20 protein-coding genes are annotated in these 22,927 nt (G+C 63.7%); 7 read left to right on the top strand and 13 right to left on the bottom strand.

Annotated elements, in window-relative coordinates:
- The first annotated feature begins 168 nt into the window (after positions 1 to 168).
- Positions 169 to 945 carry a L,D-transpeptidase gene (locus AC1RT2_RS06910; protein WP_493100594.1) on the top strand — a complete coding sequence of 259 codons (777 nt, stop codon included), beginning with the start codon at positions 169 to 171 and terminating at the stop codon, positions 943 to 945.
- Positions 946 to 953: 8 nt separating this feature from the next.
- Here AC1RT2_RS06910 and AC1RT2_RS06905 read toward each other — a convergent pair whose 3' ends face one another.
- The 3 genes from AC1RT2_RS06905 to AC1RT2_RS06895 form a co-directional block, all read right to left on the bottom strand.
- Positions 954 to 1,331, bottom strand: coding sequence for a response regulator (locus AC1RT2_RS06905; protein WP_069059470.1), 378 nt, complete (start codon positions 1,329 to 1,331; stop codon positions 954 to 956).
- Positions 1,328 to 3,253, bottom strand: a complete 1,926-nt coding sequence (locus AC1RT2_RS06900) for a sensor histidine kinase (RefSeq protein ID WP_493100592.1) — start codon at positions 3,251 to 3,253, stop codon at positions 1,328 to 1,330. The genes AC1RT2_RS06905 and AC1RT2_RS06900 overlap by 4 nt, the downstream gene beginning before the upstream one ends.
- A gap of 102 nt (positions 3,254 to 3,355) precedes the next feature.
- Entirely contained in the window at positions 3,356 to 3,847 is a 492-nt protein-coding gene (locus AC1RT2_RS06895) for a MarR family winged helix-turn-helix transcriptional regulator (RefSeq protein ID WP_493100590.1), read from the bottom strand.
- A 118-nt stretch (positions 3,848 to 3,965) separates the two neighbouring features.
- Between AC1RT2_RS06895 and AC1RT2_RS06890 the strand changes: the two genes are divergently transcribed.
- The gene (locus AC1RT2_RS06890) at positions 3,966 to 4,388 is read left to right on the top strand and encodes an organic hydroperoxide resistance protein (RefSeq protein ID WP_069059467.1); all 423 of its coding nucleotides are present in this window, start codon (positions 3,966 to 3,968) and stop codon (positions 4,386 to 4,388) included.
- A 223-nt stretch (positions 4,389 to 4,611) separates the two neighbouring features.
- Here AC1RT2_RS06890 and AC1RT2_RS06885 read toward each other — a convergent pair whose 3' ends face one another.
- Positions 4,612 to 6,486, bottom strand: a complete 1,875-nt coding sequence (locus AC1RT2_RS06885; RefSeq protein ID WP_493100588.1) for a methyl-accepting chemotaxis protein — start codon at positions 6,484 to 6,486, stop codon at positions 4,612 to 4,614.
- A gap of 254 nt (positions 6,487 to 6,740) precedes the next feature.
- Here AC1RT2_RS06885 and AC1RT2_RS06880 point away from each other — a divergent pair, with 254 nt between their 5' ends.
- Positions 6,741 to 6,917: a hypothetical protein gene (locus AC1RT2_RS06880; protein ID WP_493100586.1), complete on the top strand. Its 177-nt coding sequence runs from the start codon at positions 6,741 to 6,743 to the stop codon at positions 6,915 to 6,917.
- 235 nt (positions 6,918 to 7,152) lie between these two features.
- On the opposite strand, the gene AC1RT2_RS06875 is transcribed toward AC1RT2_RS06880, so the two are convergent.
- On the bottom strand, positions 7,153 to 8,715 hold the full coding sequence (locus AC1RT2_RS06875) for a helicase HerA-like C-terminal domain-containing protein (protein WP_493101255.1): 1,563 nt from the start codon (positions 8,713 to 8,715) through the stop codon (positions 7,153 to 7,155).
- 235 nt (positions 8,716 to 8,950) lie between these two features.
- Between AC1RT2_RS06875 and AC1RT2_RS06870 the strand changes: the two genes are divergently transcribed.
- The gene (locus AC1RT2_RS06870) at positions 8,951 to 9,343 is read left to right on the top strand and encodes a hypothetical protein (RefSeq protein WP_069061469.1); all 393 of its coding nucleotides are present in this window, start codon (positions 8,951 to 8,953) and stop codon (positions 9,341 to 9,343) included.
- Between the two features lie 41 nt (positions 9,344 to 9,384).
- Here the strand turns inward: AC1RT2_RS06870 and AC1RT2_RS06865 are convergent, their stop codons facing one another.
- The 4 genes from AC1RT2_RS06865 to AC1RT2_RS06850 form a co-directional block, all read right to left on the bottom strand.
- Positions 9,385 to 9,897 (bottom strand): ClbS/DfsB family four-helix bundle protein, encoded by a 513-nt coding sequence (locus AC1RT2_RS06865; protein ID WP_493100584.1) that lies wholly within the window; start codon positions 9,895 to 9,897, stop codon positions 9,385 to 9,387.
- Between the two features lie 5 nt (positions 9,898 to 9,902).
- Positions 9,903 to 11,057 carry an MFS transporter gene (locus AC1RT2_RS06860; RefSeq protein ID WP_069059464.1) on the bottom strand — a complete coding sequence of 385 codons (1,155 nt, stop codon included), beginning with the start codon at positions 11,055 to 11,057 and terminating at the stop codon, positions 9,903 to 9,905.
- Positions 11,058 to 11,389: 332 nt separating this feature from the next.
- A complete protein-coding gene (locus AC1RT2_RS06855; RefSeq protein ID WP_493100582.1) occupies positions 11,390 to 12,214 on the bottom strand; it encodes an aldo/keto reductase in 825 nt (274 codons plus the stop codon).
- Between the two features lie 68 nt (positions 12,215 to 12,282).
- Positions 12,283 to 13,476, bottom strand: a complete 1,194-nt coding sequence (locus AC1RT2_RS06850) for an MFS transporter (protein ID WP_493100580.1) — start codon at positions 13,474 to 13,476, stop codon at positions 12,283 to 12,285.
- Between the two features lie 146 nt (positions 13,477 to 13,622).
- Here AC1RT2_RS06850 and AC1RT2_RS06845 point away from each other — a divergent pair, with 146 nt between their 5' ends.
- Positions 13,623 to 14,516, top strand: coding sequence for a LysR family transcriptional regulator (locus tag AC1RT2_RS06845; RefSeq protein ID WP_493100578.1), 894 nt, complete (start codon positions 13,623 to 13,625; stop codon positions 14,514 to 14,516).
- Positions 14,517 to 14,609: 93 nt separating this feature from the next.
- Here AC1RT2_RS06845 and AC1RT2_RS06840 read toward each other — a convergent pair whose 3' ends face one another.
- The 4 genes from AC1RT2_RS06840 to AC1RT2_RS06825 form a co-directional block, all read right to left on the bottom strand.
- Entirely contained in the window at positions 14,610 to 15,056 is a 447-nt protein-coding gene (locus AC1RT2_RS06840; protein WP_493100576.1) for a hypothetical protein, read from the bottom strand.
- A gap of 111 nt (positions 15,057 to 15,167) precedes the next feature.
- Complete coding sequence (gene tam / locus AC1RT2_RS06835; RefSeq protein ID WP_493100574.1) at positions 15,168 to 15,941, bottom strand: trans-aconitate 2-methyltransferase; 774 nt, start codon at positions 15,939 to 15,941, stop codon at positions 15,168 to 15,170.
- 9 nt (positions 15,942 to 15,950) lie between these two features.
- On the bottom strand, positions 15,951 to 16,601 hold the full coding sequence (locus AC1RT2_RS06830; protein WP_493100572.1) for a haloacid dehalogenase type II: 651 nt from the start codon (positions 16,599 to 16,601) through the stop codon (positions 15,951 to 15,953).
- A gap of 90 nt (positions 16,602 to 16,691) precedes the next feature.
- Positions 16,692 to 17,732, bottom strand: a complete 1,041-nt coding sequence (locus AC1RT2_RS06825) for a zinc-dependent alcohol dehydrogenase family protein (RefSeq protein WP_493100570.1) — start codon at positions 17,730 to 17,732, stop codon at positions 16,692 to 16,694.
- Positions 17,733 to 17,914: 182 nt separating this feature from the next.
- Here AC1RT2_RS06825 and AC1RT2_RS06820 point away from each other — a divergent pair, with 182 nt between their 5' ends.
- Together AC1RT2_RS06820 and AC1RT2_RS06815 are read left to right on the top strand one after the other, a co-directional pair.
- Entirely contained in the window at positions 17,915 to 18,799 is an 885-nt protein-coding gene (locus AC1RT2_RS06820) for a branched-chain amino acid aminotransferase (RefSeq protein WP_493100568.1), read from the top strand.
- 88 nt (positions 18,800 to 18,887) lie between these two features.
- Positions 18,888 to 22,463, top strand: coding sequence for a class I SAM-dependent DNA methyltransferase (locus tag AC1RT2_RS06815; RefSeq protein ID WP_493100566.1), 3,576 nt, complete (start codon positions 18,888 to 18,890; stop codon positions 22,461 to 22,463).
- Positions 22,464 to 22,927 lie beyond the last annotated feature (464 nt).

Raw genomic sequence — 22,927 nt, 5'->3', positions numbered from 1 at the left:
AGTGGCCCATCGGCGACAGCGTTTTGGAAATTGTGGCGCGCAAGCCTGGGGTCAGCCGCAATTGCCACAATTGGGGCAGGGTTATGGACCTAACTGGCCCTTCGTTAGTTAGTGATTCAGTCTCTCGCCCCATTCTAGGCTTCCGCCCAACGGATTTCGACGCACCCCATGACCGATACCGCGCTTTCCCGTCGCCGCTTCCTGCAGTTCTCCGGGCTCGCCATGGCGAGCGGCCTTGCCGGCTGCACCTCCTCGATGAACACCGATCGTTTCCGCGAGGAGACGCGCCCCTATTTCCGCAATCCTGCGCTGGAAGGCCGGCCCGAGATCATCGCCGATGGGCGCGGCCCGATCAGCATTTATGGCCAGACACCGTCCGGCCTGATGCCGGATTCGTCGCGCTATGCCTCGATCTATGGCCAGGTTTTCGATGGCGGCTACCAGGTGCCCGCCATCCCCTACCAGCAGATCGATGCGCGCTACTATCGGCAGGAAGTTGAGAACCCGTTCGGCGAACAGCCGGGCACGATCATCGTGGATACCGGCAACCGCTTCCTCTATCTCATCCAGTCGAACGGCACCGCCATGCGCTATGGTGTGGGCATCGGCCGGCAGGGCTTTGCCTGGTCGGGCCGCGGCGTCATCCAGTGGAAACAGGCCTGGCCGAAATGGACACCGCCGGACGAAATGGTCGCGCGCCAGCCGGAATTGGTGAAATACTCCGCCGCCAATGGCGGCATGCCCGGCGGCCTCAGCAACCCGCTCGGCGCCCGCGCGCTCTACATCTTCCAGAATGGCCAGGACACGCTCTATCGCCTGCACGGCTCGCCGGAATGGAAGTCGATCGGCAAGGCCGTCTCCTCCGGTTGCGTGCGCATGCTCAACCAGGACGTCATGGATCTCTATGACCGCGTGAAGGGCAAGGCGCCGATCCTCGTCATCTGACCAGGGGCCTACGCCCCCAGCAGGTCTGCCATGATCCGCAGATGGTCGGCCTGCAGCGGCTTTTCGAAGTAGCTCTTGACGAAGCTGTACTGCATGGCCCGCTCTCGATCCTTGCCGAGATGGGAACTCGTCAGCATGGCGACGACGGGGGCGTGCACCTCGAATTCCTCGGCATAGCGGTCGAGGAACTCGAACCCGTTCATCACAGGCATGTTGATGTCGAGGATGATGGCATTCGGCGTCTCGCGGTGCAGGATATCGAGCGCCTCGGCACCGTCGAACGCCTTGATGATGCGGATCGACGGGTCGAACTTGCGGATCGTGTATTCGCAGATGAACTGATCGTTCTCGTCGTCGTCGACGATCAGGATCGAGTGGATCTTCATGGCAATTCCCCATCGGGCAGTTCGATGATGAACCGGCTGCCCTTATCTCTTGCTTCATAAAGCGCCGTGCCGCCGAGGGCTTCCACGCTCTTTTTCAATATGTAGAGGCCGAGCCCGCTGCCGAAAGACCGGTTGGGGTGCAGCCGTTTGAACATCTTGAACAACAAATGGCGGCTTGCGGGCGGAACGCCCAGGCCGTTGTCTTCCACCGACAGCCGCATCCTGCCGGCATAGCGGAAGGCGCGGACATCGATCGCCGGAGCGGCCTCCTTCGGATCATGATACTTGACCGCGTTGGACAGCATGTTGCCGACGATGACCTGGAATTTCGACGGCTTGCTGACGATTGTCAATTCTTCCGGCACGTGATTTTCGATGCGGATCCGCTTGAAATCCTCCAGGTGCGACAGCGCGTCGATCGATTCGGAAACCAGCGCGCGCAGGTCGATGACCGCGTCGTCCTCGTCCATCAGCCGGTTGCGCGTGATGGTGATGATGTTCTGGATCAGGTGGTCGAGCCGGCTGAAATTCTTCTCCATGCGCTGCATCGTCTGGCCAAGCGCGGTGAGTTCGCCTTCTTCCAGCATGTCGCGTGAAATGGTCAGCAAGCCCATGGACGAGGCGATCGGCGAGCGCAGGTCGTGCGACGTGCGGTAGGCGAATTCCTCGAGTTCGGCGTTGGCCTCTATCAGCGCCTGCTCATTCGCCTTGCGCTCGGAAATGTCGCGCACGATGCCGCTGTAGATGATGCCGCCGACGAGCTCCAGCCGGGCGATGGCGAGGTCGAGTGCAAAGATCGATCCGTCCTTGCGCCGCCCTTCCGCCTCCCGGCCGATGCCGATGACCTTCGCCTCGCCGGTGCGGTGATAGTTGGCAAGGTAGCCGTCATGGGAGCTGTGATAGGGCTCCGGCATCAGCATCTTGATGTTGCGGCCGGTCATTTCATCGGGCGGATAGCCGAAGATGCGCGTGCAGGCGGGGTTGACGGAAAGGATGACGCCCCGCTGGTCGATGGTGATGATGCCGTCCACCGCGTTGTCGATGATGGCGCCGAGCCGGCCCCGGCTTTCCGCAAGGTCCGCCGCCATGCGGCTGGCGCGGCGGGAGGAGAAATACAGATGAGCGATCAGCCCGCCATAGAGCGCACCGGAAATCAGGACGAGCGACGACAGGGTGGAACGCGCATTGTTGCCGCTGTTGGAGAAGGTGATGCCGAACGACGCTTCGTAGCGCGCCAGCTCGTAATAGGACATGCCGAGGAGGATAAGATAGGTCAGCAGCCCCAGGATGCCGGCAAGCGTCAGCCGCTGGAACCCGGTCGCCTCGGTGCCGACGAAGACGATGGCAATGGCAAGCGCCACGAAGCAGCTGGCGCTCTGGAACGACATGCGGGTGAAGCGGATCCAGTCGTGGGCAAAATCGAGCGCGATCGCATAGCCGGTGAGGGCTGCTGCCGCGACGATGAAGGTGGTAAAGCCCAGCGCGACCTGCACCATGCTGTTCTTCTGGCTGAGCGCGCGCAAGGCAAGCGCGCTGCTGACGAGCATGAAACAGAGTGCGGTATTGGGCGCGATGCGGCCCGGCAGGCTGGTACCGATATCGACGAAGGGTGTGTTGAGCAGCGTGTCAACGCCCGTATCGATGCCGAACAGGTGCTGGGACAGCGCCAGCGCGCCATAAACGAAGACCGGCCCCATCATCAGCGCCGGCGGACGCCGGAAACCGCGCGTGGCAAGCAGGAGAGCCGCGCCTATGACGGTAACGGCGAGCGCCGCATTGAATTTCATGCCGAAAAGTGACGGATACTGCTCCGCCAGGTCGACGGGTTTCGAAAGCCAGAGCGTCATCATGGCAACGCCCACGGCGATGCACCAAAGGCTCGCCGCGACGTTCGCCTTTTGCCAGGACCAGTGCAGTGTCAATCGTGCCCCCTCGGCGGTTCCGTTCCGCCGGAGCGCATCTTAGCGCGAAGGTTGAATCGCGAACAGGTCCCGTAGGGTGAGGTTACGGTAAAATCCACCCTTTCAGGCGGCGTCGTCCCGCGCCTGTTCGGCTTCGAGCTGCTCGGTCAGCATGTGGAGGTCGCTGGTCAGCGCCTGCAGGGCATCGATCGAACAGCCCGTCGCCTTGCCGATCGCCATGCGTATGGCGACGGCGTCATGCTTCATCGCGTGGCCCTTGTCGGTGAGCGTGATGAGCACCTGCCGCTCGTCGTTCCTGTCGCGGGCGCGGTGGATGTAGCCGGCCGCCTCGAGGCGCTTGAGGAGAGGCGAGAGTGTGCCGGAATCGAGCCCGAGCTTTTCCCCGAGCGCCTTCACCGTGCGGCCGTCCTCCTCCCAAAGCGTCATGAGCGCGATATATTGCGGATAGGTCAGGCCATAGGGGTCGAGCAGGGGCTTGTAGGTGCGGTTCAGCGCATGCGCCGCCGCATAGACGGCGAAACAAAGCTGCTGGTCGAGCGCCAGCATGCCCTTTGGAATATCCCCTGTCTCGGCTTCGTCACTTTTGTCGATCATGCTGGCATTGTCGCAGAAAAAGAAAAAATTGCAATTTGCAAAATCATATTGCGCGCAATCTAATTTCGCGCTATCTAGTTTCCATCATCAACGACGACAGCCAGGAAGGAACCATCCCATGCCCATTCTCTACAGAACCAAAGCATCCTCCACCGGTGGCCGCGCCGGCCACGGCGCCACCGAAGACGGCACCGTCGACGTCACGCTGACGGTCCCGAAGGAACTCGGCGGCGACGGCGCGACCGGCGCAAATCCGGAAAAGCTCTTTGCGGTCGGTTACTCCGCCTGCTTCCTCGGCGCGCTGAAGTTCGTCGCCGGCAAGGAAAAGGTAAAGATCCCGGACGACGCCAAGGTCACCGCGACGGTCGGCATCGGCCCGCGTGAGGATGGCGGCGGTTTCGGCCTCGAAGCCTCGCTGGAAATCTCCGTGCCCGGCGTCGACAAGGCAGTGGTCGAGGACCTCGCCAAGAAGGCGCACGTCGTCTGCCCGTACAGCAATGCCACCCGCGGCAACCTCGACGTCAAGACCACCGTCGTCTGATCATCCAGCAGATAGACCTGAAAAGGCCGCCCGGAGTGCATCCGGGCGGCCTTTTTGCATTCACGCCTGTTTGGTTCTTTTGCCACCCCCTCATCCGGCCCTTCGGGCCACCTTCTCCCCGAGGGGAGAAGGGAATGAGGCGTTTGTGGCTTCCTCCTTCGCCCCAGCGGAGAGAAGGTGCCGGCAGGCGGATGAGGGGGCTCAAACGCCTGTGCGAGGGTTGTCAAAACTCCTCCCAGTTCTCCGTCTTCAGCGCCGCGTTGCCGGCAAAGCGGGGGCGGGCTTGCGCCATCCGTTGCGGCGTCGACTGCACCTGGCGGGCGGGCTGGCCGAGCGTGAAGCGGTCGATCAGCTTGCGCAGCCGGTCGGCCTGCGTCACCAGCGTGGCCGACGCCGCATTGGTCTCCTCGACCATGGCGGCGTTCTGCTGGGTCGTCTGGTCCATCTGGTTGACGGCGGTGTTGATCTCCGAGAGCCCGACGGATTGTTCGCGGGCGGAAACGGCGATGGCCTCCATGTGCTGGTTGATCGTCGCGACATGGCCGCCGATCGCTTGCAGCGCTTCGCCGGTCTCGCTGACCAGCTTCACGCCATTGCGCACCTCCGCTTCCGAATTGCGGATCAGCCCCTTGATCTCGCGGGCCGCCTGGGCGGAGCGCTGGGCAAGTTCGCGCACCTCCTGCGCCACGACCGCAAAACCCTTGCCGGCCTCGCCGGCGCGCGCCGCTTCCACGCCCGCGTTCAGGGCAAGCAGGTTGGTCTGGAAGGCGATTTCGTCGATCACGCCGATAATGCTGGAAATCTGGCTCGACGATTGCTCGATACGTTGCATGGCGTTGACGGCATTGGCGACGACCGCGCCGGAATGGACCGTGGAACCATTGGCTTCGGCCGCCACCGCGCGGGCCTCCTCCGCCCGGCGTGTCGAGTTCGCCACGTTGGCGGTGATTTCGTCGAGTGCGGCGGCAGTCTCCTCCAGCGAGGCGGCCTGCTGCTCGGTGCGCTTGGAAAGCGCGTCCGCACCGATGCTGATTTCCCGCGTGCCGGTGTCCATCTCGTCGGCGGACTGGGCAACGGCGCGCAATGTCTCTCCGAGCTGGCCGACCGCCGAATTGAGGTCGCTGCGCAACTGCTCGAAATCCGCCGCGAAGGGGTCGTTAAGCTGGAAATTGAGGTCACCGGCCGAAAGACGGCGCAGACCGGTGGCAAGGCCCGATGTGGCCTGCTGCAACCGCGACTGTGCGGCCGCTTCCGCTTCCTCCTGGAGGCGCACGCGGTCGGCTTCGGCCTGAAGGCGCGCGGCCTCGGCCTGCTGCTCGAGCGTGCGCTTGTCGATGGCTGCCTGCCGGAAGATCTCGACCGCGCCGGCAATGCTGCCGATCTCGTCCTTGCGGGCGCGGAACGGCACGGAAAAATCCGTCACGCCGCCGGCAAGCCGCTGCATCACCGCGGTGATGGCATTCAGCGGGCGCGAGACGCCGGCGAAGATGATCCAGAAGGAGAGGCCGGCAAGGGCAAGGGCAACCGCGCCGAAGGCGGCAAGGAGGATGTGATAATCATGCTCCTGCGTCTCTGCGGCGGCGAACTCTTCCTGGCCGACCCGGATCTGCAGGTCGATCAGCGCCGCCACATAGGTGCCGATCGGGTCGATCGTCGGGTAGAGCCGCGTTTCGACATAGGCGTCGAGCGCGGCCTGGTCCTTCGCCTGCATGATGACCAGCAGGTCGTTGATGCTGCCGGCCTGCTTCTGCATCTCGGCGGTCATCTGCCCGGAAAGCGCGCGCTCCTCGTCGGTCAGGTAGGTCGCGGCATAGGCATCCCAAAGTTTCTGGATGGTCGCCACCGCGTCCGTGTTCAGCTTGTGGCCTTCTTCCCAGGAGAGTGCACCGCTACGCACCTTGTGTGCGGTATCGACGATATTGACCGCATAAAGGTCGCCGACCTTCTTGAGGTTTGCCGCCGGAACCAGCCGGTCGACGACGATGGTGCTCATCGAGGCGGACATGGCGTTGAGAACGAGATATGTGGAAAAAATGGCGCTGGCGAGAAGCAGCGTCAGGATGAGCGTCACCGCACCGAGTTTCGTCGAAATTTTCATGGCAAGGCCTTGCTGTTCGGACTCCTGGATGGTGTCTGAACAGTAGAATTATTTTATTTAGCTGTTATTAAAATTAGAATTATCTAATTATGGTTGAGTTGGGCAAGAAAGGTCGCTCAGCCGGTGTGGCGACGCCGGATTTGCGCTCTGCTGTACCCTGTTCCATGCGGAACAGCGCGGTGCGGGGCGATGTGGGAAAGTCTGATCACTGGATGAGAGAGGCTCATCCCCAACCAGAGATCAGGAGAGACCCCATGCGCAAGTTCATCGTTTCCGCCACCGTTGCCCTCGTTGCAGCCGTGTCCTTCGCTGCTCCCTCGCAGGCCGGTTACTACAGCTACGGCTACGAGCCTTACTGCTTCATCAAAAAGATCAAGTCCTACGACTACTACGGCAACGTCATCATCAAGAAGATCAAGGTCTGCAAGTAAGCGACCGTCCCGCTGACCTCCCCGAAGCCCCGGATGTCCCCTGCATCCGGGATTTTGCCGTTCTGGTCATGCCGTGCGGTATGGATCCTCGGGTCGAGCCCGAGGATGACGGAGGGGAGGGCATGGTGTGGATCAATTCAACGGCGCGGCAGGGGGCGCCGTCTCCAGCGGCTTCTCATCCCACTTCTTTCGTCATCCTTGGGCTTGACCCGAGGATCCACTTCGTTCGTTCGCGTCAGCGCCGCAAGCTGCCGAGAATGCCGCGCACCAGCGCGCGGCCAAGCGAGGAGGCGACGGTGCGGGCGACCGATTTCATCGCAGCTTCCGTCACCGTTTCGCGCTGGTAGCCGGAGCGGGCCTTGGGCTGCTTGGGAGCAGGCTGGGCGGCCGGTTCGTCGTCGCCGAAGCCGGGCAGGGTCCAGCGGCTGCCGCCGGCGGGTTTTTCCTCGGGCTGGGCGTCCGCCTGTTCCTGGGCAGCGGCGGAATCGGCGGCCTTCTTGGCACGCGCCATGAGGATTTCGTAGGCGGATTCGCGGTCGAAATCCTCGTCATAGAGGCCGGCGACCGGGCTGACCTTCATGATGTCCTGCCGCTCGGCCTCCGTCACGGGGCCGAGGCGGGAGGCTGGCGGGCGCACTAGCGTACGCTCGACCATCGAGGGCGCACCCTTGCCTTCGAGCGTCGAGACCAGCGCTTCGCCGGTGCCGAGCTGCGTTATGACGTCGGCGCAGTTGAATTCCGGGTTGGGACGGAACGTGTCGGCGGCCGTCTTCACCGCCTTCTGCTCGCGCGGCGTATAGGCGCGCAACGCATGCTGGACGCGGTTGCCGAGCTGGGCGAGCACGGTTTCCGGCACGTCGAGCGGGTTCTGCGTGACGAAATAGACGCCGACGCCCTTGGAGCGGATGAGGCGCACGACCTGCTCGACACGCTCGGTCAGCACCTTCGGCGCGTCGTTGAACAGGAGGTGGGCTTCGTCGAAGAAGAACACCAGCTTCGGCTTTTCCGGATCGCCCACTTCCGGCAGCACCTCGAACAGTTCGGAGAGCATCCACAGCAGGAAGGTGCCGTAGAGGCGCGGGTTCATCATCAGCTTGTCGGCGGCGAGCACCGAGATCGCGCCGCGCCCGTCATTGGTGGTGCGCATGATGTCGGAAATCTTCAGCGCCGGCTCGCCGAAAAACTGTTCGGCACCCTGCTGTTCGAGGATCAGCAGTTCGCGCTGGATCGAGCCGACAGAGGCTTTCGAGACGAAGCCGAACTGATTGGACAGCGTCGAGGCATTCTCGCCCATATAGTTGAGCAGCGCCTGGAAATCCTTGAGGTCGAGCAGTGGCAGGCCGCCCTGGTCGGCGATCTTGAAGGCGATGTTGATGACGCCTTCCTGCGCGTCGGTGGCGTTCATCAGGCGCGAGAGCAGCAGCGGCCCCATCTCGGAGATGGTGGTGCGAACGCGGTGACCCTTCTCGCCATAGAGATCCCAGAAGATCACCGGGAATTCCTGGAATTCGTAGGGTGTCAGGCCGATCTGGTCGGCGCGCTTCTGGAGAAAGTCCTTCGGTTCGCCGATCGCGCCGATGCCGGAAAGGTCGCCCTTCACGTCGGCGCAGAACACCGGCACGCCGGCATTGGAAAAGCCTTCGGCAAGCACCTGCAGCGTCACCGTCTTGCCGGTGCCGGTCGCACCCGTCACGAGCCCGTGGCGGTTGCCGAACTTCAGGTCGAGATATTCCGGCTTGTTGTTGGTATCGTCCGGCTTGCGGCTGGTGCCGATGTAGAGTTTGCCGTCCTGAAGAATCGATTCCGTCACGTTGAAACTCCCTGAAGCCGATCTGCCGCGATTCGGGGCCGAGCGTCGCTTCGACCATGTTTTCATTGAATCGTCTCAAGCAGGTTATAAGGATAGTCCGGCACGGGAACAACACGCTTTCAAGGGCCGCGGCCCGGCTGTCGAAGACGCGCAAAGCCGGCTTGAGTTTGCCGGTGAATTCAATTACCTTGACGTCAACGTCAATTCCTTCGGAGGATTTTCCATGAACGATCTCGTCACCCGCGTTGCCGATGCCGTCGGCATCGAGCCGGCTCTTGCTGAAAAGGCCATCGGCATGATGCTCGGCTTCCTGCAGCGCGAAGCCGCTGACGGCCCGGTCGCCCGCATGATCGAAGCCATTCCCGGCGCCTCCGAACTCGTTGCCCAGTACAATGGCGAAGGCCAGGGCGGCGGCGGCCTGCTCGGCGGCCTGATGAGCGCCATCGGCGGCGGCGGCGTCATGGGTCTCGGCCAGCAGCTGATGAGCCAGGGCCTCGGCATGGGCGAAATCACCGGCCTTGCCAAGGAAACCATGGCGGTTGCCCGCGAACATGCCGGCGCCGACGTGGTCGACGAAGTCGTCGCCTCCGTTCCCGGCCTCAGCCAGTTCGTCTGAGATTAGCCTTTGCCATCCCGCGTCCGCGCGGGATGGCCTCCTCACGCCTTTGCGTGAGACTTCAGCCATTTGCGCAGGCGTCCGCGCGCATAGGCATAGGGCGATGACGTGTTGAACTGGATCATCCGGCCCATCGTCCATTTTTCATACCAGGGGCGGCCGTAAAGTGCCGCATCGTCCTGCCGGCCAATCGCCGCGACGATTGTCTCGTTTGCCGCATCGAGCCGCGCGACGAGTTCCGGATAGGGCATGCCTTCATAATCGCGGTAGAATTTCTGGGCGAGCTTTCCAAGTTCGTTCCACTTGAAGCCCGTTTCAGGGAAATCGATCGTCTCGCCGGCCGCGTCACGGTCCAGCCATTTCAGCACCAGCTCGTTCCAGCCGACAAGGTAGGCGACGAGATCGAAGGGGCTCATCAGCGTGCCCTTCGCGTGGCCCTCCATCGTCCGCTCACGCACAAAATCCGCGTGGACATCGTCCAGCGTTTTGCGGAACTTGCCGAACTCCAGGGCGATTGCGGCCAGCAGCTCGTCTTTGTTCTGCGGAACGGCCATGCGCCCTAGCGCCTCTGCACAAAGACCAGCAGGGCCGTGAAGGCGGCAAGGCCGAGCCCGACCGAGAGCGGCCCGGCCTGCGGTCCGCCGGCCTCCATGATCGCGCCGGTGAGGCCCGAGCCGGTGGCGCTGCCCGCCGCATAGACAAGTGCGAAGGCGGCAGAGCCGGCGACGAGCATGGCGCCGCTGTAGCGCTCGCCAAGCATGGTCAGCGCGCAGGTATACAGTGAGAAGACGGCCACGCCCATCAAGGCGAAGATACCCAGGATCGCGGCTTCCGACGTCATCGACGGCAGAATGAGATAGCTCACGGCGGCAACGCCGACGGCGGCGAGCGCCACGCGCTCACGCGGCAGCTTGTCGAGCAGCACGCCGATGAAGGGCTGGGCGAGCGCCGTCGGCAGGGCGAGCACCGTCACGCTGATGGCGGCAAAGGCCTCGCTGTAGCCCATCTTCACGAAATAGACCGGCATGGCGGAGATCGCGGCGATATCGGCAAAGCCGAAGACGAAGACCATGCCGACCAGGATGGGCGCCGCCTTGAAGAAGCGGAAGACATCGGCCGTCGAGGAGGGTTCGGGCACCGTCTTGGTCGAGAACATCAGCATGGCCGTCGCGAAGGCGACGATCGCGAGATAGACGGCGGTCAGCGCAAAGCCGAGCCCGCCCGCGCTGCCGAACAGCGGAATGGCAAGCGGTCCGGCGGCAAAACCCGCACAGATGCCCATGCCGTAGAGGCCCGAGACGCGGCCGCGCAGGCGATCCGGGCAGGCGGCGTTGAGCCAGGCTTCGCCGAGCATGAAGATCATGCTGGCAAAGAAGCCGAGCAGGAAGCGGGCGGCCCCCCATATGGCAAAGGAAGACGAGGCTGCGAAGGTGGCGAGACACAGCGAGCAGATGACGAGGCTGAAGATGATCAGCCGGTCGGGCCGCCAGCGCGCGGTAAGGCTGCCGACGAGCAGCGTCGAGGCTCCCATGCCGCCGGCATAGGCGATCGCGTTGAGGCCGATCATCGAGGAGGAAAAGCCACGTGCCTCCAGCGTCAGCGAAACGAGCGGATAGGTGAGCCCCTGCGCCACCGAAAAAGCTGTCGCGCCGAGAACGACGGCGGCAATAGCCGGCCAGTCCGGCGAAAGGACGGTTGACGACGAGGACTGCATGAAGGGCTCCCTGCCGCAAGCGGGGCGGCGCGACACCCATACATGTCCGGCAGCATTTTGGAAAGCTGGCCTCGCCTTTCGGCAGGGTCGAAGCGATCGCATAGGAGGCAAGGCGTTGCCTCCTTCCCCTTCTCCCAGCGGGGAGAAGGTGGCCCGAAGGGGCGGAGGCGGGGGGCTGCACGCCGCCTCCCGCCTCCGCCGCCCCCTCATCCCGCTGCCGCGACCTTCTCCCCGCAGGGGAGAAGGGGCAGGAGGCACCCTCCAGATGCTATAGGCGAGTGCCGAGGCATGCTCGGCGGGCCGCAGGGCGCCCCGCCTGATGTTCAGGCGGCCTAGTCCCAGGCGGGTGCCAAGCCGTCCGGGCTGACGATACGGCCGTCCGGGCGAGCGAGCCCGTGGATGCGCATCATCTCGTCCGGGGTGAGCACGAAGTCGAACAGGGCGAGGTTTTCGGCAAGCCGTGTTTCCGTCGCCGTCTTGGTGAGAGCCACCACGTCCGGCTGCTGGATCAGCCAGCGCAGCGCGACCTGCGCCGCAGACTTGCCATGCGCCGCGCCGATTTCCCTCAGCACCGGGTCGTTCGGCACCTTGCCGTCGGCCATGGCATAGTAGGCGGTGAGCGCCATGCCGTAGGTCTCGGCGGCTTCCAGCACCTTCATCTGGTCGAGATAGGGATGGTACTCGACCTGGTTGGTGGCGAGCGGCGCGGCGCTGAGACGCACGGCCTCCGCCATCAGTTCTGTGTTGAAGTTGCTGACGCCGATATGCCTTGCAAGGCCACGCTCGCGCACGGCGTTGAGTTCGGCGATCTGCATCTCGAGCGGCACGGCGTCGTTCGGCCAGTGCAGCAGGAGAAGATCGACATGGTCGGTCTTCAGCTTGCGCAGGCTCTCTTCGACGGATGCGGCGAAGGCATTTTTGGCATAGTTCGCGACCCAGACCTTGGTGGTGAGGAAGATTTTTTCGCGGGCGACGCCGGAGGCCTGGATGGCCGCGCCGACGGCGGCCTCGTTCTCGTAGATCTGGGCGGTGTCGACATGGGTGAAGCCTTGGGCAAGCGCCTTCGGCAGGATGGCGAGGACGTCGGCTTCCGGCATGCGGAACGTGCCGAAGCCGAGCTGGGGAATGTGGGCGCCATTGGCGTTGACGGTTTTCATCGGATGTCTCCTTTTGGATTGATGGGCCGCCGGAGCTGAAGGGGTAGCGCCCCGGCGGACGAAGGGTTTCAGGCCGGCTGGCAGGCGGCGTCCGGTGCGCTGCGTTCGCGGCGGTCGAGGGCGCCGCTCACCAGCGTCAGACCGAGGGCGGCGGCGACGAGGATGGCGCCGACCCAAGGCGTTGCACCGAGGCCGAGCGGTGAGGCGACGACCAGCCCGCCGATCCACGCACCTGCGGCAATGCCGAGGTTGAAGGCGGCGATGTTGAGCGCCGAGGCGACGTCCACGCCGGCCGGGCGGTGGCGCTTGGCCATCTCCACGACATAGAGCTGGAGGCCCGGCACGGTGGCGAAGGACAGGAAGCCGAGCGCGGCGAGCGTGATCAGCACAAGCACCGGCGAGGGGGCGGTGAAGGTGAGAAGCACCAGCACGACAGCCTGCAGGGCGAAGAGCACGGCGAGAGCCTTGGCCGGTTCGCGGTTCGCCACCTTGCCACCGACGATGTTGCCGAAGGCGATCGCCGCACCATAGAGCACCAGCACGAGGCTGACCGTGTTGGCCGACAGGCCGGTGATGTCCTGCAGGAGCGGCGACAGGAAGGTGAAGGTCACGAAGGTGCCGCCATAGCCGAGCGCCGTCATGGCGAAGACGATGAGCAGGCGGCCGGAGCCGAGCACGCGCACCTGTTCCATCAGGCCCGCCGGCTTTTCCCGGTTGAGGTTGGAGGGCAGCAGCAGGGCGATGGCGGCGAAGGCGACGAGGCCGAGGCCGGCAACGGCCCAGAAGGTGGCACGCCAGCCGAACGTCTGGCCGATGAACGTGCCGAGCGGCACGCCCGTGACGATGGCGACGGTCAGGCCCATGAACATCATGGCGATGGCCGACGCCCTGCGATCGGGGGCCACCAGATCGGCCGCGATGGTCGCGCCGACGGAGAAGAAGACGCCGTGCGCGAAGGCCGACAGCACGCGGCCGACGAGCAGCATGCCGTAGCTTGGTGCCAGTGCGGCCAGCACGTTGCCGGCGATGAACAGCGCCATGAGGCCGACGAGCAACGGCTTGCGGCCGAGCCTGCCGGTGAGCGCCGTCAGGATGGGCGCGCCGAAGGTGACGCCGAGCGCGTAGACGGAGACGATGAGGCCGGCAAGCGGCAGGGTGATGTCGAGGTCGGTCGCGACGGTCGGCAGAAGGCCGACGATCACGAATTCGGTGGTGCCGATCGCGTAGGCCGCGACGGTAAGCGCAAAGAGAGCGAGAGGCATGGCAGGGTCCTTGGCCTCCCGGCTTGGGATCCGGGCGGCTTGGCTGGGTTGCGATGTTGGTTCGGAGCGGAATATGGGGCAGGACCACTTGCGCGTTAATCCGGCGAAGTGGATAAGCATATGTGAATTGAATTCAAAGGTGCTGCATGGACAACCGGGCCGGTGAAATGGAGGTCTTCGTGCTGGCGGCGGAGCTGAAGAGTTTTTCGGCCGCCGGCCGCAAGCTGCGCCTGTCGCCATCGGCGGTGAGCAAGCTCGTCACCCGCATCGAGGACCGGCTCGGCGCGCGGCTTCTGGTGCGTACCACGCGCCGGCTGGAGCTGACGCCGGAGGGCGAGGTCTATCTCGGCAGAGCGCGGCGCATCCTGTCGGATATCGCCGAGACGGAGCGTATCGTGGCGGAGGGTTCCCGCGTCGTGCCGCGCGGGCCGCTCAGGGTCAATGCCTCGGTCGGCTTCGGCGAGCGTTGCATTCTCCCGCTCGTGCCGGCCTTCCTCGCGCGCTATCCGGATATCGAGCTGGACCTGACGCTGACGGACGGTGTCATCGACGTGATCGGCGAACGCACCGACGTCGCCATCCGCTCCGGCCCCTTGCGCGATTCCTCGCTGAAGGCGCGAAAACTGCTGGAAAGCCGCAAGGTTGTCATCGCCGCGCCGGATTATCTCGCACGGCATGGCACGCCGCAACACCCGGCCGATCTCACCGCCCACAACTGCCTGCGCTTCAACTTCCGCCGCAGCATGGACGACTGGCCGTTTCTTGCAAGTGATGGGCAGGCGACCGAAGCCTACGAGATCACCGGCAATATGCTGGTCTCCAGCGGCGCCATCCTGCGCCAGCTCTGCATGGATGGCCTTGGCCTCGGCCGCATCGGGCGCTTCCACGTCGAGCCGGATATCGCGGCCGGAACGCTGGTGCCCGTGCTGGAGGATTTCAACCCGGGCGACATCGAGACCGTGCACGCCGTCTTCGCCGGACACGAGCATCTGGCCGCGCGCATAAGGGCATTCATCGACTTTCTGGCGGAAAAGATTTGAGCGCACTCAGGCTTTTTGACCGCGACTGCTGTCTATCCAGAAGTGCGGACAACCACGACGCCTTCGTGTTCAGGTCGACCGCTTCTCACGGCGTTAATTCGAAAAAAAATGCTCCATTGCGCTTGCCTTGCAGGCATGGGTCATTCCGATAACGGCGGCGTCTCGGCGCGTAACATCCGACTTCCCCCATGGTGCTTTCCCAGTCTTGCGATTTGGAGACGTTATTGACCGGAGAGTAGAGGGCAGGCTGTGATTCAAGCAGCCGATTACCAGTGCACGCACCGCATTCAATCCGCATTCGCTCCCGCGCGCGTTAAGGAGGCCTCGCTTTATTTCACTAAGCTTTTGATCAACACCCCTCAAAAGAAAGAGATTCTCTTCTTTTGAAAAACCGCTCGAGGACAGCAACCTGCTTAGATTGGCGCGCTCTGCTGAAAATTGGATTTTTTGGCAAGCATCGATAGCGCGGGCAGACCATGCACTGGAGAGGAGAATGATGCCGGCAGCAATCGTGAATTTCTGGAAGTAGGAATTTGACATCTGAATTACTGTTCGAAGTGCGAATACTTCAAGCTCTGGTGGATTTGGAAGTCTGCTCGAAACCGATGAAGGATTTCGGCACCCAAATATGTGTTCGCGTAGCCGAGATATTCACGCCTTCACCGCCACGATGAACAGCCGTGGGAACCGCAACAGCCGCCGTCCATCGGCCATCGGCGCATAGGCCTTGGCGATGCGGCTTTCGTAGTCGGCGAGGAAGCCGTCGCGCTGTTCTGCCGGGATGCGCTCGACATAGGGACGCAGGCCTGTGCTTTTCACCCATTCGACGATGGCCGCCGCATCCGCCATCGGGTGGTTGTAGGCGGTGTGCCAGACGTCGACGCGCGCCGCCTTGGGGCCGAGCGCGTCCATATAGGCAGCCGGTGCGGGCAGCGGTTTGCGGCGCGGCGTGCCATCGGCGAAGGCGGTGCGCCATGGGCCGGCGAGCGCGCTTTCCTCCATCAGCAGATGTGACGGTTCGGAAAGATTGTCCGGCATCTGCACGGCGAGCACACCGCCGGGACGCAGGCTGTCCATCAGCTTTACCAGCACCGTCACATGGTCGGGAAGCCATTGAAACACGGCATTGGCGTAAAGCAGGGCGGCCGGCTCGGGCGCCTGCCATTTCGCCAGGTCGCATTCGACGAAATCCACGCCCGGCAGGCGGTTTCGCGCGGCCTTCAGCATGTCGCTCGCATTGTCGACGCCCTTGACGCCGCGGCCCGGGAACCGCTCCACCAGCAGCTCCGTGGAGTTGCCAGGCCCGCAGCCGAGGTCATAGACCGTTCCGGCCGGAAGATCGGCCGGCACCTGGGCCAGCAGGTCGCGGGCAGGGCGCGTGCGTTCGTCTTCGAATTTCAAATATTGCGCGGCAGACCAGGCCATGGATTTTCCTCAGAGGCTGTCGAGCGATGGCAGGATCAGCGCCGGGCCGAGGTCGAAATATTCGTCCGGCATATTGCTGCGGTTGATCCAGACGGTGCGGAAGCCGAATTTCGTCGCTCCCGCAATGTCCCAGCGATTGGAGGACTGGAAGGAGACGGCGTTCGGATAGAGCCGGTAGTTGGTCGTCACGAGGTCGTAGACGGCGGGCGCTGTCTTGTAGGTCTTCAGCGCGTCGACGGAAAAGACGTCGTCGATGACCGTGTCGAGCGCCGCGTTTTTCACCGCGGAGGCCAGCATGGCGGGCGAACCGTTGGAGAGGATGGCGATATGCGCGCCGCGGCTTTTCAGCGCTTTGAGGACCGCCGGCACTTCCGGGTAGCAATCGAGCTTCCAATAGGCGTCAAGCAGCTTCTGGCGCAGCGCCGGGTCGACGCCGCCGATGCGCTGGAACGTAAAGTCGAGCGCCTGCTCGGTGAGCTGCCAGAAATCCGCGTAAGCCCCCATCAGCGCGCGCGTCCAGGAATATTCGAGCTGCTTGGCGCGCCAGACCTCGGAGAACATCTGATAGTTCGGACCCACATCGCCCGCATGGCGGCGTACCGCCGCATGCACGTCGAACAGCGTGCCATAGGCGTCAAAGACATAGGCGGCGTGGGACATGGGCGGCGATTCCTCCTGGGCATTGTCACGCTTGATTGACGGCTATCGCGCGAGGAATGTCAATCACATAGCACAGTCGGCGCCCCGCCCTCAGAAGCGCGTGATCACGCTGATGCCGAGGTCGGTCGCCTTGTCCATCGCCATCAGTGCCGGCACCGCCTCGTCGAGGCTGATATGGCGGCCAATCAGTTTTTGCGGGGCAAGCTTGCCGCTTTCGATCATCGCCAGCATGGCGTCGTAGCGCCAGGCCTGCATGCCGTGGCTGCCGTAGATTTCGAGTTCATGGCCGATGACTTGCGCCATGGGGATCTGCGGCGTCGCATGGTCGGCGAGCATCAGCCCGACCTGCACATGCCGGCCGCGGCGGCGCAGGTTCTTGATCGAATTGAAGCAGGTGACGGGCGAGCCCAGCGCATCGACGGAGGCATGCGCCCCACCGCCGGTTATGTCGCGCACGGCCTCGGCGACATCCGCGACCTCGCGGGCATTGACGGTGGCGACCGCGCCCATCTTCTTCGCAAAATCCAGTTTTTCGGCGGAAATATCGATGGCGATCGGGTTGGCGCCGAGGGCTGCGGCAATCATGATCGCCGAAAGACCCACCCCGCCGCAGCCATGCACCGCCACCCATTCGCCGCCCGTCACCCGCGCCTGGTCGACCACCGCGCGGAAGGAGGTGGCAAAACGGCAGCCGAGGCTGGCGGCGGTCGCATAGTCGATCGCCTCCGGCAGGTGCACGAGATTGTGGTCGGCATAGTCGATCGCGACATATTCGGCAAAGGAGCCCCAATGGGTGAAGCCCGGCTGGAACTGTTCCTCGCAGATCTGCTGGTTGCCCGAACGGCACTCGCCGCAATGGCCGCAGCCGGAGACGAACGGCACCGTCACGCGCTGGCCCTCGCGGAACCGGCGCACCTCCTTGCCGACGGAAAGCACCGTGCCGGCCAGTTCATGTCCCGGCACATGTGGCAGGCGAATATCCGGGTCATGCCCCATCCAGCCGTGCCAGTCGCTGCGGCAAAGCCCCGTCGCCTCCACCTTGATCACCACGCCGCCCGGCGTCGGGTTCGGGTCGGGCAGGGTCTGGATTTCCGGCGTCACCTCGAAGGCTTCATAATACATCGCGCGCATGCTGTTTCTCCCTTTGCATCTGTATCGCATGCACCCCACGGCCCCTCAACCGTGCGACCCATGATAAGGCCTGATACACCCATTCAACATCTTGAATGGACAAGCGGCGCGGGCTGTCGGAAGGCATTTCTGGCTTGACCAGCCGCAATGGTCGGGCCTTGATGGGCGAAAAGGAGTATAAAATGCCAGTCGATACCTCACCACGCACGACGACCTGGACCTTCGTGGACGGCGAATGGATTTCGGGCAACCCGCCGCTCATCGGCCCCACCTCGCATGCCATGTGGCTCGGCTCGACCGTGTTCGACGGCGCCCGCTGGTTCGACGGCATCGCCCCGGACCTCGATTTGCATTGCCAGCGCGTCAACCGCTCTGCCGAGGCACTCGGCCTCAAGGCGACGATGAAGGCGGACGAGATCGAGGCGCTCGCCTGGGAGGGCGTCGAAAAATTCGACGGCAAGACGGCGATCTACATCAAGCCGATGTACTGGGCCGAGCACGGCTCCCCCACCAGCGTCGTCGCACCGGACGCGGAATCGACCCGCTTCGCGCTCTGCCTGTTCGAGGCGTCGATGGGGGACCCGAAGGCCGCTTCGTCGATCACCGTCTCGCCCTTCCGCCGCCCGACGGTGGAATGCATGCCGACGGATGCCAAGGCCGGCTGCCTCTACCCGAACAATGCCCGCATGCTGGTGGAGGCCCGCAAGCGTGGCTTCGACAATGCGCTGGTGCGCGACATGCTGGGCAATGTCGCCGAGACCGCCTCGTCCAACATCTTCATGGTCAAGGACGGCGTCGTCTTTACCCCCGCCGCCAACCGCACCTTCCTCGCCGGCATCACGCGCATGCGCGTCATCGGCCTGTTGAGGGACGCCGGTTTCGAGGTGGTCGAGACCACGCTGACCGTCGCCGATTTCGAGACGGCCGACGAGATCTTCACCTCGGGCAACTACTCCAAGGTCGTGCCCGTCACCCGCCTCGACGACCGCGACCTCCAACCCGGCCCGATCACCGCCAAGGCGCGCGATCTCTATTTCGACTGGGCGCATTCCAACGGGGATGCGTGAGGCATTGCAAGCCCTGCGTGCGGCGCAGGGCTTGCGCGCGCGGTCGTCGCCCGTATGATCGGCGGCATCATGCCGGGAGAAATTGTAAGTGACAGCAGCCGTCGAAGCCTTCATCAAGCGCTGGCAGCATCAGGAGGGCGGGCAGGAGCGGGCGAACTATGCGCTGTTCCTGACGGAGCTTTGCGATATCCTGGGCCTCGGCCATCCCGACGTCGCCAGCGCGAGCCATGAAGCAAACGACTACGTCTTCGAGCGTGTGGTGAAGGAGCGGGCGCGCGATGGTGCCGCCTCATCCCGGCGCATCGACCTCTACAAGCGCGATTGTTTCGTGCTGGAGGCCAAGCAGAGCCGTTTCGAGGGCGAGAAGAAACTCGATGCTCCCCAGCTGCCGGGCCTTGCCTCGACGGCACCGCGCGGGCGGCGCGCCGGTGCGAACCGGGCCTGGGACGTGTTGATGATCAACGCACGCAGCCAGGCGGAAAACTACGTGCGGCTCTTGCCCGCCACACATGAGCCGCCGCCGTTCGTTCTGGTCTGCGATGTCGGTCACTGCATCGAGGTCTACGCCAATTTTCGCCGCGACGGGAAGGCCTATGACCAGTTTCCCGATCGCCGCTCCTTCCGCATCTATCTGGAGGACCTGCGCGACGAGGCTGTTCGCGCACGGCTCGCGGCCATCTGGTCCGATCCGCTGTCTCTCGATCCGTCCCGCTACGCCGCCAAGGTGACGCGCGACATCGCCGCCCGCATCGCCAAGGTCAGTCAGGCGCTGGAGAAATCCGGCTATGCCACGGAAGAGGTGGCGATGTTCCTCATGCGCATGCTCTTCACCATGTTCGCCGAGGACGTGGAGCTTTTGCCGAAGGACTGCTTCAAGCAGCTGCTGAAGGATTGCGCGCAGAAGCCCGAAATATTCCCCGGCATGATGGAAGACCTCTGGAAGGCGATGGACGAGGGCACCTTCTCGGCAACGATCCGCGAGAAGGTCAAGAAATTCAACGGCGAGTTCTTCAAGAACCGCCGCGCGCTGGCGCTGGCGAAGGAGGAGATCGGCGAGCTCGCGGCCGCGGCCGCCTTTGACTGGAAGGATGTCGAGCCGGCGATCTTCGGCACGTTCCTGGAACAGGCACTCGACCCGGCCGATCGCCGCAAGCTCGGTGCACACTATACGCCCCGCGCCTATGTGGAACGGCTGGTCATCGCCACCGTCATCGATCCGCTGCGCGCCGAATGGGACGCCGCCCGCTCGACGGCGGATCGCCAGCGCGCGGAGGGCAAGGGCGACGCGGCGATCCGCACCGTGCAGGCCTTCCACGACCGGCTGTGCGAAACCCGCGTGCTGGACCCCGCCTGCGGCACCGGCAACTTTCTCTATGTCTCCCTCGAGCTGATGAAGCGGCTGGAGGGCGAGGTGCTGGAGGCGCTGAACGACCTCGGCGGCCAGGAGGCCTTCGCACTCGAAAGCCACACGGTCGATCCGCACCAGTTCCTCGGGCTGGAGGTCAACCCGCGCGCCGCCGCCATTGCCGAGCTGGTGCTGTGGATCGGCCACCTGCAATGGCATTTCCGCAACCGCGGCGTCGCGCCGTCCGAGCCGATCCTCAAGGCGTTCCGCAACATCGAGAACCGCGATGCGGTGCTGCTGTGGGACGGTTATCCGCTGCCGCAGATGGTGGACGGCAAAGAGATCTATCCCAATCCGCGCCGGCCGAAATGGCCGGAGGCGGATTATATCGTCGGCAACCCGCCCTTCGTTGGCGGCAAGGACATTCGCGCCCGCATGGGCTCGGCCTACGCCGAGGCGCTCTGGAAGGCGCACAAGCACCTGAACGAAAGCGCCGATTTCGTCATGTACTGGTGGGATCGTTCGGCGGAAATCCTGCTGAAAAAGAGCACGAAGCTCAAGCGCTTCGGCTTCGTCACCACCAATTCCATCAGCCAGGTCTTCCAGCGCCGGGTGATGGAGCCGCATTTATCCGCCAAGAAGCCGCTTTCGATCATCATGGCGATCCCGGACCATCCGTGGACAAAGATCACGCGCGACAGCGCGGCCGTGCGCATCGCCATGACGGTGGCGCAGGCGGGCAAGCATGACGGCCTGCTGCTGGAGGTCACGGCGGAGGAGGGCGTGGAGACCGACAGCCCGGTGGTCCTGTTCGAGGAGAAGCAGGGGAAGGTCAATTCGGATTTGACGGTCGGGGTGGATGTTGCGTCGGTCGTTTCGATGACGGCAAACCAGGGACTTTCGTCGCGTGGAATGTCGCTACATGGCTCAGGCTTTATCGTGACGCCTTCACAAGCGGAGCATCTTGGGCTTGGTCGGTTGCCGGGACTGGAGCAGCATATCCGCGTTTACAGGAATGGCCGCGATCTGACCGAGCGCGCTCGCGGCGTTATGGTTGTTGACCTGTTTGGTCTATCGGCAGAGAACGTCCGTGCGCGCTATCCGGCGGTTTATCAGCATTTGTTGGGCACAGTGAAAGTTGCCCGGGATCAGCAAGTCGCTGCCGCTGTAAATCCGACAAAAGACGCAATTTCCTACGCTGAAAAATGGTGGCTATTCGGAAAGCCGCGCAGCGAACTACGTCCAGCGATAGCCAATTTGCCACGCTACATCGCCACCGTCGAAACCGCAAAACACCGCGTCTTCCAGTTTCTCGATGCTGCGATTTTACCCGATAATATGTTGGTCGCAATCGGTTTGAGTGAAGGTTATCCGCTCGGTGTTTTGTCCTCCAGTTTCCACGTGATCTGGGCGTTGGCACAGGGCGGAACTTTGGAGGATCGTCCCCGCTATTCAAAGTCTGTCTGTTTTGACCCCTTCCCATTCCCCACCGCCACCGATGCCCAGAAGGCTGCGATCAGCCTCGTCGCTGAAGAACTGGATGCCCACCGCAAGCGGGTGCTGGCCGAACACGAACATCTCACGCTGACCGGCCTCTACAACGTGCTGGAGCGCCTGCGCGCGGGCGCCGGGCCTGACGATCTCGACGCCAAGGAGCGCCGGATCTTCGACGATGGCCTCGTGCTCATCCTGAAGGAGCTGCACGAAAAACTCGATATCGCGGTGGCCGAGGCCTATGGCTGGCCGGTCGACCTGCCGGAAGAGGAGGTGCTTGCCCGCCTCGTCGCGCTCAACAAGGAACGGGCGAAGGAGGAGGCACGCGGACTACCAGATCCCGCGCTTCGGCTCCGAGAAGGAAAAGGCCGAGCAACTGGAGGCCGATTTCGGCCTGCCGGCCATCGTCGAGAAGGCTGGGACGAAGCCGTCCTTCCCGGGCAACGACGATGTGGCGCAGACGGGCCTCGTCATCGATGCGCTGATCGAGGCCGGCGGGGCGGTGGATGCGGCGGCGATTGCCGCGCGTTTCCGTCAGGGCCAGAAGGCGCGCCCGGCGGTGATGAGCGTGCTTGCCGCCCTCAACCGCATGGGGCTCGTCTCCTCGCCGGATGGCGGCCGCAGCTTTGCCTATCGGCGAGCCGCCTGAGGTGTTCCCTCACTCCTGACCGGCTGCATCCTCCGTCTTGTTGTCGCCCGTCGCGGCCTTCTCCTTGGCGATCGCCTCGCGTTCGCTTTCACGCACCACATGCAGGAATTCCGCGGCAATCGGCGGCGACACCTGCACCGTCTTCTTCTGCTTGTCGTAGATGCAGACATAGGTGATCTGGCTCTTCGATTCCGGCGACAGCCCCTCGATGGCGGCGATGCCGAAGGATTCGGTGCCGGTCGGCTCGACGAAGACGTTGGGCGTGCCGAGCGCCTCCGGCAGGCTCGCCAGGCAGCTCTTCTCCACGTCCGCGCGGAATTCCTCCCAGGCATCCGGCGAGGAGGCGTGGGCCGCCGGGGCGACGAGCGAAAGGGCAAGGCAGGCGAGGGGGATGGCGCGCATGGGAGGCTCCGTGTTGCGAGGGTGTCGGACAAAATGTCTCGAATCGGATTTCGTTCCGCTTCGTCATTGATCTGACACGCAAAACCGGAATGATTTTGTCGCATGTCAGGAAAATTTGGAACCCGGGCGGTTGCCTCTTCCGGTTGCCGCTCCTATGTTCCGCTCACGGATTTCCTTGAAAAAAATTCCGTCGCCGGAGCAGTTCCAGCAAAGCGAAACAGTTTTGCATGTTGCGAAT

This window comes from Shinella sp. GW821-FHT11G07 (assembly GCF_058808115.1).
This window is presented reverse-complemented; position numbering and strand designations above follow the sequence as displayed.

What these genes read in the sequence shown, in the direction of transcription:
- AC1RT2_RS06910 (WP_493100594.1), top strand. Translation starts at nt 169, where the DNA reads ATGACCGATACCGCGCTTTCCCGTCGCCGCTTCCTGCAGTTCTCCGGG.
- AC1RT2_RS06905 (WP_069059470.1), bottom strand. Translation starts at nt 1,331, where the DNA reads ATGAAGATCCACTCGATCCTGATCGTCGACGACGACGAGAACGATCAG.
- AC1RT2_RS06895 (WP_493100590.1), bottom strand. Translation starts at nt 3,847, where the DNA reads ATGATCGACAAAAGTGACGAAGCCGAGACAGGGGATATTCCAAAGGGC.
- AC1RT2_RS06890 (WP_069059467.1), top strand. Translation starts at nt 3,966, where the DNA reads ATGCCCATTCTCTACAGAACCAAAGCATCCTCCACCGGTGGCCGCGCC.
- AC1RT2_RS06885 (WP_493100588.1), bottom strand. Translation starts at nt 6,486, where the DNA reads ATGAAAATTTCGACGAAACTCGGTGCGGTGACGCTCATCCTGACGCTG.
- AC1RT2_RS06880 (WP_493100586.1), top strand. Translation starts at nt 6,741, where the DNA reads ATGCGCAAGTTCATCGTTTCCGCCACCGTTGCCCTCGTTGCAGCCGTG.
- AC1RT2_RS06870 (WP_069061469.1), top strand. Translation starts at nt 8,951, where the DNA reads ATGAACGATCTCGTCACCCGCGTTGCCGATGCCGTCGGCATCGAGCCG.
- AC1RT2_RS06865 (WP_493100584.1), bottom strand. Translation starts at nt 9,897, where the DNA reads ATGGCCGTTCCGCAGAACAAAGACGAGCTGCTGGCCGCAATCGCCCTG.
- AC1RT2_RS06860 (WP_069059464.1), bottom strand. Translation starts at nt 11,057, where the DNA reads ATGCAGTCCTCGTCGTCAACCGTCCTTTCGCCGGACTGGCCGGCTATT.
- AC1RT2_RS06855 (WP_493100582.1), bottom strand. Translation starts at nt 12,214, where the DNA reads ATGAAAACCGTCAACGCCAATGGCGCCCACATTCCCCAGCTCGGCTTC.
- AC1RT2_RS06850 (WP_493100580.1), bottom strand. Translation starts at nt 13,476, where the DNA reads ATGCCTCTCGCTCTCTTTGCGCTTACCGTCGCGGCCTACGCGATCGGC.
- AC1RT2_RS06845 (WP_493100578.1), top strand. Translation starts at nt 13,623, where the DNA reads ATGGACAACCGGGCCGGTGAAATGGAGGTCTTCGTGCTGGCGGCGGAG.
- AC1RT2_RS06840 (WP_493100576.1), bottom strand. Translation starts at nt 15,056, where the DNA reads ATGTCAAATTCCTACTTCCAGAAATTCACGATTGCTGCCGGCATCATT.
- tam (WP_493100574.1), bottom strand. Translation starts at nt 15,941, where the DNA reads ATGGCCTGGTCTGCCGCGCAATATTTGAAATTCGAAGACGAACGCACG.
- AC1RT2_RS06830 (WP_493100572.1), bottom strand. Translation starts at nt 16,601, where the DNA reads ATGTCCCACGCCGCCTATGTCTTTGACGCCTATGGCACGCTGTTCGAC.
- AC1RT2_RS06825 (WP_493100570.1), bottom strand. Translation starts at nt 17,732, where the DNA reads ATGCGCGCGATGTATTATGAAGCCTTCGAGGTGACGCCGGAAATCCAG.
- AC1RT2_RS06820 (WP_493100568.1), top strand. Translation starts at nt 17,915, where the DNA reads ATGCCAGTCGATACCTCACCACGCACGACGACCTGGACCTTCGTGGAC.